This is a genomic window from Pseudomonas sp. B111 (assembly GCF_026428275.1).
In the GTDB taxonomy this organism is placed as follows: domain Bacteria; phylum Pseudomonadota; class Gammaproteobacteria; order Pseudomonadales; family Pseudomonadaceae; genus Pseudomonas; species Pseudomonas aeruginosa.
The window spans coordinates 6386206-6404236 of sequence record NZ_CP097857.1 but is presented as its reverse complement, the minus strand read 5'-3'; the positions used below and the strand labels follow the sequence as shown (position 1 = coordinate 6404236).

15 protein-coding genes are annotated in these 18031 nt (G+C 65.2%); 8 read left to right on the top strand and 7 right to left on the bottom strand.

Features of this window, described 5'->3' with window-relative positions; translation table 11 throughout:
* Positions 1-393: 393 nt before the first annotated feature.
* Together M6E97_RS29685 and M6E97_RS29680 are read left to right on the top strand one after the other, a co-directional pair.
* Positions 394-1557 (top strand): type III PLP-dependent enzyme, encoded by a 1164-nt coding sequence (locus tag M6E97_RS29685; protein ID WP_003094617.1) that lies wholly within the window; start codon positions 394-396, stop codon positions 1555-1557.
* Between the two features lie 115 nt (positions 1558-1672).
* A complete protein-coding gene (locus M6E97_RS29680) occupies positions 1673-2098 on the top strand; it encodes a VOC family protein (RefSeq protein WP_033938760.1) in 426 nt (141 codons plus the stop codon).
* A 55-nt stretch (positions 2099-2153) separates the two neighbouring features.
* On the opposite strand, the gene M6E97_RS29675 is transcribed toward M6E97_RS29680, so the two are convergent.
* The 3 genes from M6E97_RS29675 to M6E97_RS29665 all read right to left on the bottom strand — a co-directional run bounded on the left by M6E97_RS29675 (position 2154) and on the right by M6E97_RS29665 (position 5577).
* Positions 2154-3956, bottom strand: coding sequence for a phosphoethanolamine transferase CptA (locus M6E97_RS29675; RefSeq protein WP_003134880.1), 1803 nt, complete (start codon positions 3954-3956; stop codon positions 2154-2156).
* A 122-nt stretch (positions 3957-4078) separates the two neighbouring features.
* Positions 4079-4894, bottom strand: coding sequence for a tetratricopeptide repeat protein (locus M6E97_RS29670; protein WP_034005153.1), 816 nt, complete (start codon positions 4892-4894; stop codon positions 4079-4081).
* A gap of 2 nt (positions 4895-4896) precedes the next feature.
* The gene (locus M6E97_RS29665) at positions 4897-5577 is read right to left on the bottom strand and encodes a Fe2+-dependent dioxygenase (protein ID WP_003110338.1); all 681 of its coding nucleotides are present in this window, start codon (positions 5575-5577) and stop codon (positions 4897-4899) included.
* A 217-nt stretch (positions 5578-5794) separates the two neighbouring features.
* Here M6E97_RS29665 and piuD point away from each other — a divergent pair, with 217 nt between their 5' ends.
* On the top strand, positions 5795-8095 hold the full coding sequence (piuD, locus tag M6E97_RS29660; protein WP_003110337.1) for a TonB-dependent siderophore receptor PiuD: 2301 nt from the start codon (positions 5795-5797) through the stop codon (positions 8093-8095).
* A gap of 215 nt (positions 8096-8310) precedes the next feature.
* Positions 8311-10863, top strand: a complete 2553-nt coding sequence (locus tag M6E97_RS29655; RefSeq protein ID WP_033984886.1) for a PepSY domain-containing protein — start codon at positions 8311-8313, stop codon at positions 10861-10863.
* 522 nt (positions 10864-11385) lie between these two features.
* Here the strand turns inward: M6E97_RS29655 and lpxO are convergent.
* Entirely contained in the window at positions 11386-12285 is a 900-nt protein-coding gene (gene lpxO, locus M6E97_RS29650) for a lipid A hydroxylase LpxO (RefSeq protein ID WP_003134871.1), read from the bottom strand.
* A gap of 129 nt (positions 12286-12414) precedes the next feature.
* Between lpxO and M6E97_RS29645 the strand changes: the two genes are divergently transcribed.
* Genes M6E97_RS29645 through M6E97_RS29635 form a run of 3 tightly spaced genes read left to right on the top strand, consistent with a single transcriptional unit; the run spans position 12415 to position 14770 of the window.
* Entirely contained in the window at positions 12415-13170 is a 756-nt protein-coding gene (locus M6E97_RS29645; RefSeq protein WP_034005151.1) for a 5-oxoprolinase subunit PxpA, read from the top strand.
* Positions 13167-13844, top strand: coding sequence for a 5-oxoprolinase subunit PxpB (pxpB, locus tag M6E97_RS29640; protein ID WP_033938759.1), 678 nt, complete (start codon positions 13167-13169; stop codon positions 13842-13844). Before M6E97_RS29645 ends, pxpB begins: the two co-directional genes overlap by 4 nt.
* Entirely contained in the window at positions 13841-14770 is a 930-nt protein-coding gene (locus M6E97_RS29635) for a biotin-dependent carboxyltransferase family protein (RefSeq protein WP_033938758.1), read from the top strand. Before pxpB ends, M6E97_RS29635 begins: the two co-directional genes overlap by 4 nt.
* Positions 14771-14774: 4 nt before the next feature.
* On the opposite strand, the gene M6E97_RS29630 is transcribed toward M6E97_RS29635, so the two are convergent.
* Positions 14775-15248: an Lrp/AsnC family transcriptional regulator gene (locus tag M6E97_RS29630; RefSeq protein WP_003094456.1), complete on the bottom strand. Its 474-nt coding sequence runs from the start codon at positions 15246-15248 to the stop codon at positions 14775-14777.
* A gap of 141 nt (positions 15249-15389) precedes the next feature.
* On the opposite strand from M6E97_RS29630, the gene M6E97_RS29625 reads away from it, so the two are divergent.
* Positions 15390-16022: a LysE family translocator gene (locus tag M6E97_RS29625; RefSeq protein ID WP_023101562.1), complete on the top strand. Its 633-nt coding sequence runs from the start codon at positions 15390-15392 to the stop codon at positions 16020-16022.
* A gap of 32 nt (positions 16023-16054) precedes the next feature.
* Here M6E97_RS29625 and M6E97_RS29620 read toward each other — a convergent pair whose 3' ends face one another.
* Together M6E97_RS29620 and M6E97_RS29615 are read right to left on the bottom strand one after the other, a co-directional pair.
* On the bottom strand, positions 16055-17026 hold the full coding sequence (locus tag M6E97_RS29620) for a peptide ABC transporter ATP-binding protein (RefSeq protein WP_003110330.1): 972 nt from the start codon (positions 17024-17026) through the stop codon (positions 16055-16057).
* Positions 17026-18000: an ABC transporter ATP-binding protein gene (locus M6E97_RS29615; RefSeq protein ID WP_003094451.1), complete on the bottom strand. Its 975-nt coding sequence runs from the start codon at positions 17998-18000 to the stop codon at positions 17026-17028. The genes M6E97_RS29620 and M6E97_RS29615 overlap by 1 nt, the downstream gene beginning before the upstream one ends.
* Between the last annotated feature and the right edge of the window lie 31 nt (positions 18001-18031).

The following is an 18031-nucleotide window of genomic DNA, read 5'->3' as shown; positions in this document are numbered from 1 at the left end:
ACATCCCACTGTCATGCACATGGGGTAAAGGCTGAGCAGGTCAATCCGGCGGTGCGACAGGCGGAGGCGAAATCGCGGCATTTTTTTATTGATCTCGCGTCCCCTTGGTCCTAAAGTTCGCGCCCGAACGTCCATGCTGGAAACGATCCATCCGGCTCAAGTACTGACGACGAGAGATCGCCTTGTGGCAAGGCGACGTCCGCTGCTCAAGCGGCCAGGTTGTCGCGCGGGACACGCGCGCGACCTACCAGGATGAACAGGCGGTGGCTGCCGGCAGGCAGGTGATACTCGGCGACATGCCTTGGGAAGTAGGCGAACCAAAGTGGGGAAACGGATTAGACGTTCAGCTTCACCCCTACGAATCCATGTGTTTTGCCATTGGGAGTCCCAACCATGTCCATCAAGGTCGAGGATTATTTCGCCCCTGAAACCTTCCAGCGCATGAAGGCCTTCGCCGACAAGCAGGAAACCCCCTTCGTGGTCATCGACAAGCAAACCATCGCCGATGCCTACGACCAACTGACCGACTGCTTCCCCTTCGCCAGGATCTACTACGCGGTGAAGGCCAATCCCGCTACCGAAATCACCGAGCTGCTGCGCGACAAGGGTTCGAACTTCGATATCGCCTCGATCTACGAACTGGACAAGGTGATGAAGACCGGCGTCGGTCCGGAGCGCATCAGCTACGGCAACACCATCAAGAAATCCAAGGACATCCGCTACTTCTACGAGAAGGGCGTGCGCCTGTTCGCCACCGACTCCGAAGCCGACCTGCGCAACATCGCCAAGGCCGCTCCCGGCGCCAAGGTCTACGTGCGTATCCTCACCGAGGGCTCGACTACCGCAGACTGGCCGTTGTCGCGCAAGTTCGGCTGCCAGACCGACATGGCCATGGACCTGCTGATCCTGGCCCGCCAGCTGGGCCTGGAGCCCTACGGCATTTCCTTCCACGTCGGTTCGCAGCAGCGCGACATCTCGGTGTGGGACGCGGCGATCGCCAAGGTCAAGGTGATCTTCGAGCGCCTGAAGGAAGAAGACGGCATCGTCCTGAAGATGATCAACATGGGCGGCGGCTTCCCGGCCAACTACATCACCAAGACCAACGACCTGGAAACCTATGCGGAGGAGATCATCCGCTTCCTCAAGGAGGACTTCGGCGACGACCTGCCGGAAATCATCCTCGAGCCGGGCCGTTCGCTGATCGCCAATGCCGGCATCCTGGTCAGCGAAGTGGTGCTGGTCGCCCGCAAGTCGCGGACCGCCGTGGAGCGCTGGGTCTATGCCGACGTCGGCAAGTTCTCCGGACTGATCGAAACCATGGACGAGTCGATCAAGTTCCCGATCTGGACCGAGAAGCAGGGCGAGATGGAAGAGGTGGTGATCGCCGGCCCGACCTGCGACAGCGCCGACATCATGTACGAGCACTACAAGTATGGCCTGCCGCTGAACCTGGCGAGCGGCGACCGCCTTTACTGGCTGTCTACCGGCGCCTACACCACCAGCTACAGTGCGGTGGAGTTCAACGGCTTCCCGCCGCTGAAGGCGTTCTACCTCTAGCGCAGTCGCCTTTGTTACGAAGAGCCCCGCCTCGGCGGGGCTTTTTCATGTCGCTCTGGAAGCCTCGCGGCGCTCGTGTCAGCCTTGTTCGACAACCCATGACAAGGACGCCGACATGACAGGCAATGGTGTTTCCCTGGTGACCCTCGGGGTCGCCGATCTGACCCGCTCCTCTCTCTACTACCAGGCGCTGGGCTGGCAGCCCTCTTCGGACGGCAACGAGCAGGTGGTATTTCTCAAGGGCCGCAACCTGGTCCTCGGCCTCTACGGACGCAGCGCCCTCGCCGAGGATGCGCAGGTGGAAGATCGTCCGACCGGCTTCGCGGCTATCACCCTGGCCTGCAACTGCGCCTCGCGGGACGAGGTGGACCGTCTGTTCTCCGCAGCTATGGCGGCCGGCGGGCAGGCGACCAAGATGCCGCAGGAAGTGTTCTGGGGGGGCTACTCCGGATATGTCGCCGACCCGGATGGACACCTTTGGGAAATTTCCTACAACCCGTTCTGGCCGTTCGACGAGCAGGGCAACCTGGTCTTGCCCTGAGGGCGCTACGGATGGAAAAACGCCCCGCTCGGCGGGGCGCATTCCTTGGCGGCGGTCAGCCTTCGTCCGGCTGACGGGACGGTGCGCGCGGCGTCGTTGGCGCGGGTCGTCCGGCCTGGGCTACCTGCTGCCCGGCGTCGGCCTTGTCCAGCGGCAGCTTGTCGAAGTCGCGCAAGCCATTGTGGGCATAGGGGTTGCCGATCCAGCGGACTTCATGCTCGAAGTCGTTGCTCACCAGGCTCTTGGTCGGATCGAAGAGGTCATAGTTGAGGCCGGCGAGGTCGGACCAGGTATGGATCAGGTCTTCGCTGCTGTAGCGTCGGTCGACCAGGGCCTGTAGGTCGCGCGGATGGGTCTGCTGCCAGCTGGGCGAAGTCCAGACCAGGAAGGGCACGGTGTACATGCCGCGGGTCGGGTCGCCTTCGTTGCGGCCGAGACGGTCGTGCGGGGCTTCGTCGAAGACTTCCTCGCCATGATCCGAGAGGTAGACCAGGAAGCCGTTCGGATCGCTGTTGGCGAAGCCCTTGATCAGGCTGGAGACCACGTAGTCGTTGTACAGCACGGCGTTGTCGTAGCTGTTGTAGACCTCCACCTGGTCATCGCTGAGAGCCGCCGGGGCGCCCTGGCGGTCGACGAAGCGAGCGTAGTCGGCGGGATAGCGGTACTTGTAGTTCATGTGGGTGCCGAGCAGATGGACCACGATGAACTTCTTCGGCGCCGGGTCGTCCAGCACCTTGGCGAAGGGCGCCAGCACCGCGCCGTCCAGCTGGCTGGCGTTCTGGCTGCGCTGGTTGTTCAGGTAGAACTGCGCATCGGTCTGCTGGGCGAAGGTCGTCAGCATGGTGTTGCGCTTGGTCATGGTCTGCTGGTTGGTGATCCAGAAGGTTTTGTAGCCGGCCTGCTTCATCAGGTTCATCAGCGACGGATCGGTGAGGAAGCGGTCGGGATGCTCCTGGTCAGCGAACGTTAGCACCTGCTGCAGCACCTCGATGGTGTATGGCCGCGACGCCACCACGTTGTTGAATACCGTGAGGTTCCGGTTCGCGGCCTTCAGTGCGTCCAGCTGCGGGGTCGTTTCGCGTGGATAGCCGTAGAGGCTCATGTGCTTGCGCGACGTGGATTCGCCGATCACCAGGACCAGCGTGCGCGGCGTATCGCCATTGGCATCGACGAGGTTCTTCAGCGGCGGTAGGGCCGCGTTCTTTTGCAACAGCGCCTGCATGCTGCCCAGTTGCTGGCGGTATTGCTGGTAGCCGATCAGCAATTGCCAGGGCACCGCCGGTTCCATGCGCGCCTGGACCTTGTCCAGGGCTTCGTCGAAGGGCCGGCCCTGGCTGACCAGTTGCTTGTAGAACGGATAACCGATGGTCGCGACGATCAGCAGCACCGCCACCGGCAGGGCGCTGAAGCGCGGCAGGTAGACCGGGCGCAGGCGGCGCCAGAGGAGGATGGCGACCAGGCTGTAGAGCACCAGGCCGAGGGTCATCCAGGGGTTGAAGTACTGGCTGAAATATTCGCTGGCCTCGGCGGTGTTCGACTCGAACATCACGAAGATCACGCTTTGCGAGAATTCCTGGTGATAGATGCCGAAATAGCTCAGGCCGACCAGCGAGGCGGCCCACAGCACCAGCCCGATGACGGCGGCCAGCGGCTTGGTCCAGCGCGGGAACAGCAACACCGGCGCAAGCCAGATGGTGCTCAGCACCATGGCGTTGCGGAAACCGGAGAAACCGCTGTTGCCGGAGGTCAGCAGGAGCAGTTGGGTGATACCGGAGAAGAACCAGAAGAACAGGAACAGCCAGCCCAGGCCGGCCCAGTCGATGCGATTGCGCGTAACGCTTGGTGGAGTGGGGGACACGATAGCCTCGTACGATGGACCGGAGGCGCGATCGTCGTTCGCCTCGATGAAACGGCGAGGGTAGGGAAAGGCTTGTCAAAAAAGTGTTATGTGGGCGTGAACAAAGGGTCGTGCGTTGTTCGTCAGGCGGGCAGTCGTGCGTGCCCGTGACGTTCGAGCGCCTGTTCCAGGGCCTCTCGATCGGTGTCGTCGCCCAACTGCGCCGCGCGTCGGTAGTAGGCCAGCGCCAGGCTGCGGAACGGTGGGTGGGCCGACTGCTCCAGGCCATGGCGGGCGCTGCGCAGGAAGTTCAGGTTGCCGCCTTCGAGGGCACGCCGGAGCCAGGTTTCGGCTTCGGCATGGCGGCCCGAGGCGCTGAGCATCGCGGCGTGGCTGAACTGGCCGCGAAAATCGCCACCCTCGGCGGAGCGTCGATACCAGTGCGCAGCTTGCGCCAGGTCGCGAGCGACCACCAGGCCTTCTTCGTGGTAGCGCCCCACCAGGTTCATCGATTTCGCGTGGCCCTGCTCGGCCGCTTGCCGATACAGCGCATAGGCGCGCGGCTGGTCCTGGGGCACCCCGCGGCCGGTAGCGTGAAGATTGGCCAGGTTGTAGCGGGCCCAGTCGAGGCCGGCCTGGGCGGCGATCCGATAGTGGACCGCTGCCGCGGCTGGATCCGCCGGGCCGCCCCAGCCATGTTCCAGGCAGCGAGCGAGCATATTGCGCGCCATTGCGTGGCCGTGCCCGGCGGCGATCGCGAACCAGGTCCGCGCCAGGGGCGGGTCGCGCTGGATGCCTTGGCCGTCCAGAAGGATCTGTCCGAGCAGGGCCTGGGCTTCCGTCAGGCCCTCGCGCGCAGCGCCGAGGATGGCCTGGGCAACCTCGCCCGGGGTACCGGCCAGTTGTGCGGCGAAACCTTCGGCGTCCAGTGCGTCGTGACGGAGCAGCAGGTGGCGCATGTTCAGAGTTCCGACCAGCGCCGCAGGAGATTGTGGTAGGTGCCGGTTAGGCGGATCAGCGAGGGATGGTCGGGCACGTCGTGGGTGAGTCGCTGGATCGACTGGTCCATTTCGAATAGCAGGGTGCGCTGGCTGTCTTCGCGGACCAGGCTCTGGGTCCAGAAGAACGAGGCGTAGCGCGCGCCGCGGGTGACCGGATTGACCTTGTGCAGGCTGGTGCCGGGGTAGAGCACCAGATCGCCGGCGGGCAGCTTCACCTGTTGCAGGCCGTAGGTGTCCTGGATCACCAGTTCGCCGCCGTCATAGTCCTCCGGGTCGCTGAAGAAGAGGGTCGAGGACAGGTCGGTACGGACCCGCTCGCGGCCGCCATGGACGTCGCGCACGGCGTTGTCGATGTGGAAGTCGAACGAGCCCCCGCCGGTATAGCAGTTGAACAGCGGCGGGAAGACCTTGAGCGGCAGGGCGGCGGACATGAACAGGGGATGGTTCCACAGGCGCTGCAGCATGGCTTCGCCGATCTCCCGGGCCAGCGGGTGGTCCTGCGGCAGTTGCAGGTTGTGCTTGGCCTTGGCCGATTGGTAGCCGGCGGTCGCCTTGCCGTCGGCCCATTCCGCCTGCTCCAGGGCTGCGCGGATCCGGGAGACTTCCTCGGCGGTGAAGATGGCGGGAATATGCAGCAACATGGCGCTGTCCATGAAGGCGAAATGATTGCCAATGATATTGATTTGCATTGGGCGTGTAAAACCGCCAGAGGTTGTAGACGAGCGAGATGGGAAAAAATGTAATGAGAAAATTGTAAAGAATGTAAATTCCTGTCGAATGCGAATCCGTAATAATTGATAACAATTCTGATCTGCAATAAATTCCGCGACCTTCACAGCTCCCGGGGAGGGGTTTCGAATGTCGCGTCAGTCCACGGATACCGCCGTTTCTTCGCAACGTCTGCTGGCTTCTGCCATCGGTGTCGCCATCACCGCCATCGCCGCACCGCAGGCAGCCCACGCCGACGAGGCCGGGCAGAAAAAGACCGACAAGGACCGCGTACTGTCGCTGGATGCGGCCACCATCGTCGGCGAGCAGCAGGACGAAACCACCTACAACGTCGACCGCTCGGCGTCGAAGAAGTACACCGCGCCGCTCTTGGATACGCCGCGCTCCGTCACGGTAGTACCAAAGCAGGTGATCAAGGATACCGCCGCCGTGTCTCTCCAGGATGCACTGCGTACCGTTCCAGGCATTACCTTTGGCGCGGGCGAGGGCGGCAATCCCACCGGTGACCGGCCATTCATTCGCGGCTTCGATGCGCAAAGCGATACTTACGTCGATGGTGTACGCGATACTGGTGCACAGACCCGCGAGATCTTCAACCTTGAGCAGATCGAGGTCAGCAAGGGCCCTAACTCGGCATTCGGAGGACGGGGCTCGGCCGGCGGCAGCCTCAATCTCGTCAGCAAGCAGGCCAAGGCTGGGAACTTCATCGATGGCGGCTTCACCTATGGTTCTGACCAGACTCGCCGCTACACCCTGGACCTCAACCAGGAATTCCTCGATGGCAATGCGGCATTCCGGCTGAATCTTCTCAAGCACGATGCCAATGTCGCGGGCCGCGATGAGGTCGATGTCAGTCGCTGGGGCGTAGCGCCGTCGCTCACCTTCGGTCTTGGCTCGCCGACCCGAGTGACCGTCAGCCATTATCACCTGGAAAGTGACGATACCCCGGATTCGGGCATTCCCTATGCCAAGAGTAGCGATCGCAGCAAGCACAATCCGGACAAACCGGTGAATGTGGATCGAGGCAATTTCTATGGGCTGACGGGGCGCGATTTCCAGAAGAGCCGCATCGATACCAGTACCATCACCGTTGAGCATGATCTGACTGACAGCCTCACTATTCGCAATACCTCGCGTTACGGCAACAGTCATCAGGACTATCTGTGGACACAACCGGATGACAGCCAGGGCAACATAAACAACGGCTCGGTCTGGCGCCGCCAGAACAATCGGGTAAGTACCACCACCACAGCAGTCAACCAAACTGACCTGTTTGGAGAGTTCTACCTGGGTGGCTTCAAGAACAGCTTCAGCACCGGCCTGGAGTTCAGCCGAGAAGACAGCAAGCGCGATGGGTATACCGTCGATACCAATACCGGCCTGGGCAGCAACAAGTGCAATCCATCGCTGATCGGGGCGCCTAGCGGCTATAACTGCACTAGTCTGGAAAATCCCAATCCGCACGATCCATGGAATGGCAGTATTACCCGGAAATATGCGCCGCTGAATACGGTCGGCACCACCAAGGCAATATATGCGTTCGACACCATCGACCTGAACGAGCAGTGGCAGGTCAATATTGGCGCGCGCTTCGATAGTTTCGAAACTACGGCGAAGAACCACGGTGTAAGACCCGCTACCAAACTCAGCGACAAGTCGAGCTTCTGGAACTGGCAGGCAGGCTTGGTGTGGAAACCTGTACCCAACGGCAGCATCTATGCGTCCTACGCCACTTCGGCTACGCCGCCGGGTAGCATGCTCGATAATGGGGATACCTCGAATGCTGTCGACGGGTTCGCCATCAGCAACAACCTTGAACCGGAAGAAACCACGAACTACGAGCTTGGTACCAAGTGGGCTTTCTTCAACGAGCGGCTGGAGCTGAGTGCCGCGATCTTCCGCACCGACAAGGACAATACCCGCATCCTGGTCGCCAACCAGACCTACGATAACGCCGGACAATCCCGCGTCGACGGCGTGGAATTGAGCGCCAGCGGCAAGCTGACCGAGAAGTGGAAGGTGTTCGCGGGCTACAGCTACTTGGACAGCGAGTTGGTCGATGCCGGTAAGGCTGGGCGTAACGGCAATGTGAACGCATCGGCGGCTTCCAACAACGGCAACGAGATGCCAAATACGCCGAAGAACAGCTTCAGTCTCTGGACCACCTATGACATCTTCCCGAAGACCACCATCGGCGGCGGGGCTTTCTATGTCGACAAGGTCTATGGCGACGTTGGCAATACCGTCTATGTCCCCGATTACTGGCGCTATGACGCAATGGCTAGCTACCAACTGAGCAAGAACGTCGATTTCCAGTTGAACGTGCAGAATGTGTTCGACAAGAAGTACTTCGACAAAGCCTATGCGGCGCACTATGCGTCCCAGGCCGCAGGAAGGACGATACTGTTCAGCACCAACTTCCACTTCTGACAGCCGCTCTCGCTCCCCACGAAAGCCCCATTCCCCCTGCGGGATGGGGCTTTCCCGCATCCAGGTGGGTAAATAGAGCGTAAAGAACGTTAATTCGGCTTTATCGCAACTGATTATCAAATAGAATTGCCCGCCGACGTCCTCGTGTCGTCTGGCCGGCGCTTGGCGTCGGCGTAGTCCCGTTGTTGCCGCGCGGCGGCCGTGAAGGTGATCCTGTGAAGAAAGTCTGGTTCCAGTTGCATTGGTTCTTCGGCATCAGCGCCGGCCTGGTGCTGGCGCTGATGGGCGTCACCGGAGCGACCCTGTCGTTCCAGGACGAACTGATGCGCGCGCTCAACCCTGACGTGCTGGTGGTGCAGAAGCGCCCCGCGGGCGTGCTGCCGCTGGACGAACTGGTGCGCCGTATCGAAGGCGCCGAGCCGGGGCGGAAAGTGGCCTTCGTCTGGGTCGAGATGGACAGCGACAAGGCTGGGCGGATCTTCTACACCCCGCCGCCGGGACAGCGCCGCGGCGAGTCGCGCTGGATCGATCCCTACACCGGGGCTTTCGTCGGCGAGCCGCGCGGGGAGGGTTTCTTCAACCTGATGATGCAACTGCACCGTTTCCTCGCCATGGGCGAGTACGGCAAGCAGGTCACCGCCGCCTGCACCCTGATCCTGATCTTCTTCTGCCTGTCCGGTCTCTACCTGCGCTGGCCGCGCAAGGTTTTCGACTGGCGCGCCTGGCTGACCCTCGACTGGTCGCGCAAGGGGCGCAGTTTCAACTGGGACCTGCATGCCGTGGCCGGCACCTGGTGCCTGGCGCTCTACCTGCTGGCTGCGCTGACCGGCCTGTACTGGTCCTACGAGTGGTACCGCAACGGCCTGTTCAAACTGCTCGATGACGCGCCCGCCGGCCAGCAGGCGCAGCGCGGCAAGCCGGGCGGACGTGGCGAGCGCCCGGCCGATGCGGCTCCGCTGGTGGTCGACTACGCGGCGGTATGGAACAGCATCCGCCAGGCCGGCGGCGACCGCTTGCAGGCCTACAACCTGCGCCTGCCGCCGGCGGGCGGCCAGCCGGCGACAGTGTTCTATCGCCTGACCGACGCGCCGCACGAGCGTGCCTTCAACACCCTGACCCTGGACCCGGCCAACGGCCAGGTGAAAAGCGACCAGCGCTATAGCGACCGTTCTTTCGGCAGCCAGTTGCTGGCCAGCGTCTATGCATTGCACGTAGGCAGCTATTTCGGCATGGCCGGACGCATCCTGATGATGCTCGCCAGCCTGGCGATGCCGCTGTTCTTCATCACCGGCTGGCTGCTCTACCTCGACCGCCGGCGCAAGAAACGCGCGGTACGGGCGAGCCGCGCCGACCTGGGCGGCAGCGCCGGCGCCAGCGGCGAGCCCTGGCTGATCGGCTACGCCAGCCAGAGCGGTTTTGCCGAGCAACTGGCCTGGCAGAGCGCCGGCCAGTTGCAGGCGGCCGGGTTGCCGGTGCGGGTCGAATCGCTGGCGCGCCTGGATGCCGGGCAACTCGCCGAGGCGCGCAAGGCGCTGTTCGTGGTCAGCACCTTCGGCGACGGTGAGGCGCCGGACTGCGCCCGCGGCTTCGAACGCAAGGTGCTTGGCCATGCCGCCAGCCTCGATGGCCTGAGCTACGCCCTGCTGGCCTTGGGAGATCGCCAGTACGAGCAGTTCTGCGGCTTTGCCCGGCGCATGCAGGGCTGGTTGCAGGGGCAGGGCGCGCGGAGCCTGTTCGCCCCGGTGGAGGTCGATGATGGCGACGCCGCGGCACTGCGCCAATGGCAGGAAAGCCTGGCCGAGGTGACCGGCGGTGCCGCCCCGGCGGCCTGGGAAGCGCCGGCCTTCGAGGTCTGGTCGCTGGCGCGGCGGGAGTGCCTGAACCCTGGCAGCCAGGGCGAGTCGACCTGGCTGCTGGACCTGCGTGCGCCGACCGACAGCGCCATCCAATGGCGCGCCGGCGATCTGCTGGAGATCGTTCCGCACCAGGCGCCCGCGCGCATCCGCGAATGGCTGCAGCGGCATCACCTGGACGGCCAGGTGCGGGTGGCGGTCGAGGGCGTCGAGCAGAGCCTGGAGCAGGCCCTGGCCGGGCGCCTGCTGCCGGATTCTTTCGAACACCTGGTCGGCTTGCACCCGCAGGCGCTGCTGGATGCGCTGATTCCGCTTTCCGTGCGCCAGTACTCCATCGCGTCGCTGCAGAGCGATGGCGACCTGCAACTGATCGTACGCCAGGAGCAGCATGCCGACGGCAGCCTGGGCATCTGCTCCGGCTGGCTCACCGAGTACCTGCCGCTCGGCGCCGCGCTGACCCTGCGCCTGCGCCGCAACGCGGGTTTCCACCTGCCGGAGGATGACGTGCCGCTGATTCTCATCGGCAACGGTACCGGGCTCGCCGGCCTGCGCAGCCTGTTGCGCGCCAGCATTGCCGCCGGGCGCAAGCGCAACTGGCTGCTGTTCGGCGAACGCAATTTCGCCCACGACTACTACTGTCGTGCGGAGCTGGAGCAAGCCCTGGCCAGGGGCGAGCTGCAACGCCTGGACCTGGCCTTCTCCCGCGACCAGGCGGAGAAGATCTATGTCCAGGACCGCCTGCATGAAGCGGCGGATGAACTGCGGCGCTGGATCGACGAGGGCGCGGCCTTGTACGTCTGCGGCAGCCTGCAGGGCATGGCCGGCGGTGTCGACCGGGTGCTGCGCGAAGTGCTCGGTGAGGAGGCCTTGCAACGCCTGGCCGACGAAGGACGTTACCGACGCGACGTGTACTGAACGGATGAATGAAAAAGGCTCCCAAGGGAGCCTTTTCGTTGCCAACTGCTGGGACTGCCGGGCTTTGCGGGGTGTAGGGCGAATAACCGCAGAGCGGTTATCCGCCATTTCGGCGAGATATCGGCGGATGACGCCGTTGGCGTCATGCGCCCTACGGAGCTATCGGGACTTCGCGCTGTCCGTGGCGTAGGGCGAATAACCGCAGAGCGGTTATCCGCCATTTCGGCGAGGTATCGGCGGATGACGCCGTTGGCGTCATGCGCCCTACGGAGCTATCGGACTTCGCGCTGTCCGTGGCGTACGTCGAACAACCGCAGAGCGGTTATCCGCCATTTCGGCGAGATATCGGCGGATGACGCCGTTGGCGTCATGCGCCCTACGGAGCTATCGGACTTCGCGCTGTCCGTGGCGTAGGGCGGATAGCCGCAGAGCGGCTATCCGCCATTTCGGCGAGGTATCGGCGGATGACGCCGTTGGCGTCATGCGCCCCACGGAGCTAGCGGGGCCTTGCGTCGCCGGGCCTCAGATCCACAGGATGAAAGCCAGTACCAGGGCGAAGAAGCCCCATTTCTGCAGGTAGTAGAGCTTGCGGTTGCGCTTCTTCAAACGTTTGCCCTGCAGGCGGATCTTGTAGAGGCTGTCGAAGATCCGATTGAGTCCGCCGGTCCGGTCGCCTGCGTTGTTCGGGGCGGCCGCGGCAGCCATCACGTTGCGGCTGAACCAGCGGTTGAAGGCGGTGGCCCAGCCCTGGGTCAGCGGCCGCTCGATGTCGCAGAAGAGAATGATGCGGTTGTGTTCGGTGGCGTTTTCCGCGTAGTGGATGAAGGTTTCATCGAACACCACCGCCTCGCCGTCGCGCCAGTGGTAGCGCTCGCCGTCCACCTCGATGAAGCAGGCCGGATCGTTGGGGGTGAACAGTCCCAGGTGGAAGCGCAGCGAGCCGGCGTAGGGATCGCGGTGTCGCACCAGCTTCGAGCCCGGCGGCAGTTCGGCGAACATCGCCGCCTTGACCGAGGGAATCTGCCGCAACAGGGCGGTGGTCTGCGGGCAGAGTTGTCCGGCGGAGGGATGGGCCTCGTCGTACCATTTCAGGTAGAAGCGCTTCCAGCCGCTCTTGAAGAACGAGTTGAAACCGATATCGTCGTACTGTTCGGAACGCTTGATGTTGCCGGCGCCGTGCAGGTGCAGCGCCTCGCTGCGGATGGCTTGCCAGTTGTCGACCAGAACCTGCAGTTCGGGGAAGGTCTGCGGTGCCAGGTAGGGGCGGTTCGGTACCTTCGAGAACAGGTACATCAGGCAGTTGATCGGAGCGAGGAAGCTGGAGTGGTCGCTCAATTGGCGCGACAGCTTGTGGCGTACCCGGCCGCGAAAATGGACATAGAGGATGCTCAGCGCATAGGCCGCCAGGATGAGAACTTTCATGAATGCAAGGTCGTCGGTGCAAAAGAGGAGAATTTACTCCTGTTCTCAGTGCCTGAGTATGCTACCTGACGCTAATTCGCCAGCACTGCGCTCATTTTTCCGTAATCCTGGCCTCGAAAGGAGCGCACAATGAACGACACCGGCCGGCGTATCCTGCTCAACTGCGACATGGGCGAAACCTTTGGCGCCTGGCGCATGGGCGACGATGTCCACAGCATGCCGCTGGTTGACCAGGCCAACCTGGCTTGCGGCTTCCACGCTGGCGACCCGCTCACCATGCGGCGCGCGGTGGAGCTGGCGGTACGCCATGGCGTGAGCATCGGCGCGCACCCGGCCTATCCCGACCTGAGCGGCTTCGGCCGGCGCTCGCTGGCCTGCTCTGCCGAAGAGGTGCATGCCATGGTGCTGTACCAGATCGGTGCGCTGGACGCTTTCTGCCGTTCCCTCGGTGCCCAGGTGGCCTATGTCAAGCCGCATGGCGCGCTGTACAACGACCTGGTCGGCGACGATGAGCTGCTGCGCGCCGTGCTCGACGCCTGCGCCGCCTATCGCAAGGGCCTGCCGCTGATGGTGCTGGCCCTGGCCGACAACGGCCGCGAGCTGGAACTGGCCGACGAGGCCGACGTGCCGCTGCTGTTCGAGGCCTTCGCCGATCGCGCCTACCTGCCGGACGGCCGGCTGGCGCCGCGGCGGCTTGGCGGCGCGGTGCATCACGATCCGCAGCGGATCATCGAACAGGCCCTGGCCATCGCCCGCGGCGAAGCCTTCCCCGACTACGACGGCAACCCGCTGCGCCTGACCGCCGACAGTCTTTGCGTGCATGGCGACAACCCGGAGTCGCTGGCGGTCCTCCGGCGCCTGCGCGCGGCCCTGGACAGCCTGTGATCCGCATCGAACCCGCTGGTGCCGAAGCCCTGCTGCTGACGCTCGCCGAAGAGCCCGAAGTGGACCTGTCTGTGCGCCTGGCCGAGCTGGCCAGACGTCTGCGCGAGGGGCTCGGCGAAGGCGTCAGGGATCTGGTGCCGGGCTGGACCACCCTGATGCTGCATTACGACCCCTACCGCATCGCCCCGCAGGTACTGGAAGAACGCCTGGGTCCGCTGCTGGCGGAGTGGCACGCCTGGCGCCCCGCCGAGGATGCCGGGCGCCTGCACGAGATTCCCGTCTGGTACGCCGGCGAGGACCTCGCGACGGTAGCGGTTGCCTGCGGATTGACTGGCGAAGGAGTGATCGAACTGCACAGCGCGGCCGAATACCGGGTCGGCGCGATCGGTTTCGCTCCGGGATTCGCCTACCTCGGCGGCCTCGATCCGCGCCTGGTCCTGCCGCGGCGGGCCACCCCGCGGGCGTGTGTACCGGCCGGCAGCCTGGCCATTGCCGAGGCGCAGACGGCGATCTATCCGCAGGCCTCGCCCGGCGGCTGGCACCTGCTGGGACGCAGTCCGTGGCGTCCGTTCGATCCGGCCGCCACTCCTCCGTGCCCACTGGCGCTGGGCGACCGGGTGCGCTTCGTCGCCATCGGGCGCGAGGACTTCCTCGACCTGGGCGGGCGCGAATGAATGGTTTGTGGGTCGTCAAGGCGGGTCCGCAGAGCCTGCTGCAGGACGACGGCCGGCGCGGTTGGCAGCACCTCGGCGTATCCGCGGGCGGCCCTCTGGACCGCCAGGCGGCAGCCTGGGCCAATCGTCTGCTCGGTAATCCCTGGGGGACGCCATTGCTGGAAATCGCTTTCGGCGGCTTGGCGCTGGAGTGCAGGGTGGAGGCGACCTGGCTGGCGCTGACCGGAGCGCGCCTGGCGCTGACGGTGGACGGTCGCGAATGCCTGCCCTGGAGTCGCTTCCGGGTCCGCCGCGGGCAACGCATCGAACTGGGCTTCGCCGAGGCCGGGCAGCGTGCCTACCTGGCCTGCGCCGGCGGTTTCCGGGCAAGGCCGGTACTGGGCAGCGTCGCCTGCCAGGTTCGCGACGGGCTCGGCGGTTTACAGGGCGATGGCCGGATCCTGGCGGAGGGCGATTGCCTGCCGTGTGCCGAAGCGGGAGCGGCGTGTCCGTGGGATGCCAGCGTGCCCTGGCGTTTCCAGCCGGACTACCGGCAGCAGCGGCCCTTGCGCGTGCTGCTCGGCGGCGATGCGGCGGCCTTCGACGCAGCCAGCCGGCAAGCCTTCTTCGCCAGCGCCTGGCGAATCAGCCCGCGGTCCGATCGCATGGGCGTCCGCCTGGCCGGCGAGCCGCTGCGCGGGGCGCCGCGCGCCTGGTCGCAGGGCGTGGTGGAGGGCGCTATCCAGGTTCCGCCCGATGGCCAACCCATCGTGCTGATGGCCGACCGCCAGAGCATGGGCGGCTATCCGCTGCTGGGCTTCGTCCATCCACTGGACCTCTCGCGCCTGGCGCAAAGCCCCGCGCATAGCGAGGTAACCTTCGTCGAGAGCGACCTGGCGACGCAGCAGGCCGATCTGCTGCGCTTCTACCGCTTCTTCCGCGGCTGAGCGCTCAGCCGGCCAGGTGGCCGAGCGGCAGCGGCGAGGGCGCCTTGACCGTCTTGATCGCAAAGTTGCTGCGAATGTCGCTGACCCCGGGCAGGCGCAGCAGGGTTTCGCTGAGCAGGCGTTCGTAGGCGCGCAGGTCGGGGACCACCACTTGCAGGAGGAAGTCCGACTCGCCGGAGACGAGGTGCACCGAGATCACCTCCGGGAGGTCGACCACCGCACGGTGGAAGGCCTCGGCCTGCTCCTGGCGGTGGCGTTCCACCTTGATCCCGACGAACACCGTGAGGCCGAGGCCGACCTCGTCGCGGTCGATGCTGGCCTGGTAGCCGCGAATCACCCCGGCCTCTTCCAGCAGGCGCACGCGGCGCAGGCAGGGGGACGGGGAGAGGCCGATCTCCTCGGCCAGTTGGACGTTGCTCAGGCGGCCGTCGCGCTGGAGGGCGGCGAGGATGCGGTGGTCATAGGCGTCGAGTTTCATCTTGGCATATCCGGATGGATAGTCTCCAGAGAGTAGAATTTACTGCCAAATAGAATGGATAGGCTGGTGGAAAACGCAAGCACCTGCCCTGCCTTGCGGGCATAGAATCGTTATCCGGGTCACCTTCCTGGAGCCGATACGATGGACACGAGCGCTTTCCTGATTGCCCTGGCGGTGGTTTACCTGGTGCCCGGACCGGACATGCTCCTGCTGTTCCAGACCGGCGCCCGCCAGGGCCGTCGCGCGGCGCTGGTCACCGCCCTCGGCCTTGCGCTGGCTCGGGCCTGCCATGTGCTGATGGCCGCGACTGGACTGGCGCTGCTGTTCCGTACCGCTCCCTGGACCTTCGACCTGGTGCGCTTGCTCGGCGCCGCCTACCTCGCCTGGCTTGGCCTGCAGATGCTGCGCGGTGGCGGACTGGCCTTGCCGACCAGTGACGCGGGCTCCGCGCCGGTGGTCCCTCACGCCGACCGCCGGGCCTTGCTGCGCGGACTCCTGACCAACCTGCTGAACCCCAAGGCCCTGCTGTTCTGTTCGGTGCTGCTGCCGCAGTTCGTCAGCCCCGGGGCCGGTTCGCTGGCCGTCCAGTTCGCCGCGCTCGGTGCGGTCCTGGTTCTGGTTGGCCTGGCCTTCGACTGCGCCTACGCCCTGGTCGGTGGCCGCCTGGGCCGCTGGCTGGCGTCCCGGCCGCGGGCACAGCGCCTGCAGCAGTGGGGCTTCGGTGGGTTGTTGATAGGGTTCGGGGTAAGGCTGGCGCTGCTGCGCCAGCTCTGAAGGGCTGCGGGGCGGCGAGCGCCCCGTGGCGCTCAGCCGAGGAATTGCTCGGCGTGGTGGCAGGCCACCTGGCGCTGGTCGAGCAGGCGCAGCTCGGGCACCTCGCTGCGGCAGCGCTCGGTGGCGTAGGGGCAGCGCTTGTGGAAGGCGCAACCCTCCGGCGGGTGCAGCGGGTTCGGCAGTTCGCCCTGGATGCGGATCTTCGGCTTCGTCGGGTCCGGGTGGATCGCCGGGGTCGCCGAGAGCAGCGCGCGGGTGTAGGGATGCAGCGGGTTCTCGTAGAGCTTGTCCGCCGGCCCCATCTCCGCCGGTCGGCCGAGGTACATCACCAGGACGTCGTCGGCGACGTGGCGGACCACCGCCAGGTTGTGCGAGATGAACACGTAGGCGGTGCGGAACTGCTGCTGCAGGTCCATGAACAGGTTCAGTACCTGGGCCTGGATCGACACGTCGAGGGCCGAGGTCGGCTCGTCCGCCACCAGCACCTTGGGTTGCAGCATCATCGCCCGGGCCAGGGCGATGCGCTGGCGCTGGCCGCCGGAGAACATGTGCGGGTAGCGCTGGTAGTGCTCCGGCCGCAGGCCGACCTGGCGCATCATCTGCTGGACCTTTTCGCGGCGTTCCTCGCGCGAGAGCGCGGTGTTGATCAGCAGCGGCTCGGCCAACTGGTCGCCGATCTTCTGTCGCGGATTGAGCGAGGCGTAGGGGTTCTGGAAGACCATCTGCACGTCGCGGCGCAACTGCCGGCGCTGGTCCTTGCTGGCGCCCTTGACCTCCTGCCCGGCGATTTTCAGCGAGCCGGAGGTGGGTTCCTCGATCAGGGTCAGGGCGCGCGCCAGGGTCGACTTGCCGCAGCCGGACTCGCCGACCACGGCGAGGGTCTTGCCGGCTTCCAGTTCGAACGATACGCCGTTCAGCGCGCGCACCTGGGCATGGCCCTTGAACAGGCCGCGGGAGACTTCGTAGTGACGGGTCAGATCACGGGCGGTCAGAACGGTTTCCATCAGGCCACCTCGTTCAGCAGGTTCAACGGATAGAAGCAGCGCACCGCGCCGCGCTCGTGCGCTTCCAGGGCCGGCCGCTCCTGGCGGCAATGCTCCTGGGCATAGGGACAGCGTGGCGACAGCAGGCAACCGCGCGGGCGGTCGTAGCGCCCCGGAACGATGCCGGGCAGGGTGGCCAGGCGGGCTTCGCCGGCACAGTGCTCGGGGATCGCCTTGATCAGCGCCTCGGTGTAGGGATGGGTCGGGCGGTCGAACAGCGCCGGCACGCCGCCGATCTCCACCGCTTCGCCGGCGTACATCACGCAGACGCGCTGGGCGGTCTCGGCGACCACGGCGAGATCGTGGGTGATCAGGATCAGCGCCATGTCCTGGTCGCGCTGCAGGTTCAGCAGCAGCTCCATGATCTGCGCCTGGATGGTCACGTCGAGGGCGGTGGTCGGCTCGTCGGCGATCAGCAGCTTGGGCTCGGCAGCGATGGCCATGGCGATCGCCACGCGCTGGCTCATGCCGCCGGAGAGCTGGTGCGGGTAGGCGTCGAGACGGCTGGCGGCGGCCGGGATCTCGACCCGTTCGAGCAGTTCCAGGGCGCGCTGGCGCAGGGCCTTGCCGCGCAGGCCGAGATGCAGGCGGAGGACTTCCTCGATCTGGTAGCCGACGGTGTAGCTGGGGTTGAGGGCGGTCATCGGGTCCTGGAAGACCATCGCCATGTCCTTGCCGACGATGCGCCGGCGCTGGCGGCCCTTGAGGGTGAGCATGTCGTGGCCGTCGAAGCGCAGGTGATCGGCGGACACCCAGCCGGGGGCGTCGATCAGGCCCATCAGGGCCATCATGGTCACCGACTTGCCGGAGCCGGACTCGCCGACGATGGCCAGCACCTCGCCCTTGTCGACGCTCAGGTCGAGGCCGTCGACCACGGGCACGGCGGTGGTGTCGCCGAAGCGCACGCTGAGGTTCTTGATATCGAGGAGGCTCATGCGGCGGTCTCCTGTGGCGCGGATACGGATG

Bases quoted from the DNA above. Each gene is read 5' to 3' on its own strand.
- M6E97_RS29685 (WP_003094617.1), top strand. From the start codon at position 394: ATGTCCATCAAGGTCGAGGATTATTTCGCCCCTGAAACCTTCCAGCGC.
- M6E97_RS29680 (WP_033938760.1), top strand. From the start codon at position 1,673: ATGACAGGCAATGGTGTTTCCCTGGTGACCCTCGGGGTCGCCGATCTG.
- M6E97_RS29670 (WP_034005153.1), bottom strand. From the start codon at position 4,894: ATGCGCCACCTGCTGCTCCGTCACGACGCACTGGACGCCGAAGGTTTC.
- M6E97_RS29665 (WP_003110338.1), bottom strand. From the start codon at position 5,577: ATGTTGCTGCATATTCCCGCCATCTTCACCGCCGAGGAAGTCTCCCGG.
- piuD (WP_003110337.1), top strand. From the start codon at position 5,795: ATGTCGCGTCAGTCCACGGATACCGCCGTTTCTTCGCAACGTCTGCTG.
- lpxO (WP_003134871.1), bottom strand. From the start codon at position 12,285: ATGAAAGTTCTCATCCTGGCGGCCTATGCGCTGAGCATCCTCTATGTC.
- M6E97_RS29645 (WP_034005151.1), top strand. From the start codon at position 12,415: ATGAACGACACCGGCCGGCGTATCCTGCTCAACTGCGACATGGGCGAA.
- M6E97_RS29635 (WP_033938758.1), top strand. From the start codon at position 13,841: ATGAATGGTTTGTGGGTCGTCAAGGCGGGTCCGCAGAGCCTGCTGCAG.
- M6E97_RS29630 (WP_003094456.1), bottom strand. From the start codon at position 15,248: ATGAAACTCGACGCCTATGACCACCGCATCCTCGCCGCCCTCCAGCGC.
- M6E97_RS29625 (WP_023101562.1), top strand. From the start codon at position 15,390: ATGGACACGAGCGCTTTCCTGATTGCCCTGGCGGTGGTTTACCTGGTG.
- M6E97_RS29620 (WP_003110330.1), bottom strand. From the start codon at position 17,026: ATGGAAACCGTTCTGACCGCCCGTGATCTGACCCGTCACTACGAAGTC.
- M6E97_RS29615 (WP_003094451.1), bottom strand. From the start codon at position 18,000: ATGAGCCTCCTCGATATCAAGAACCTCAGCGTGCGCTTCGGCGACACC.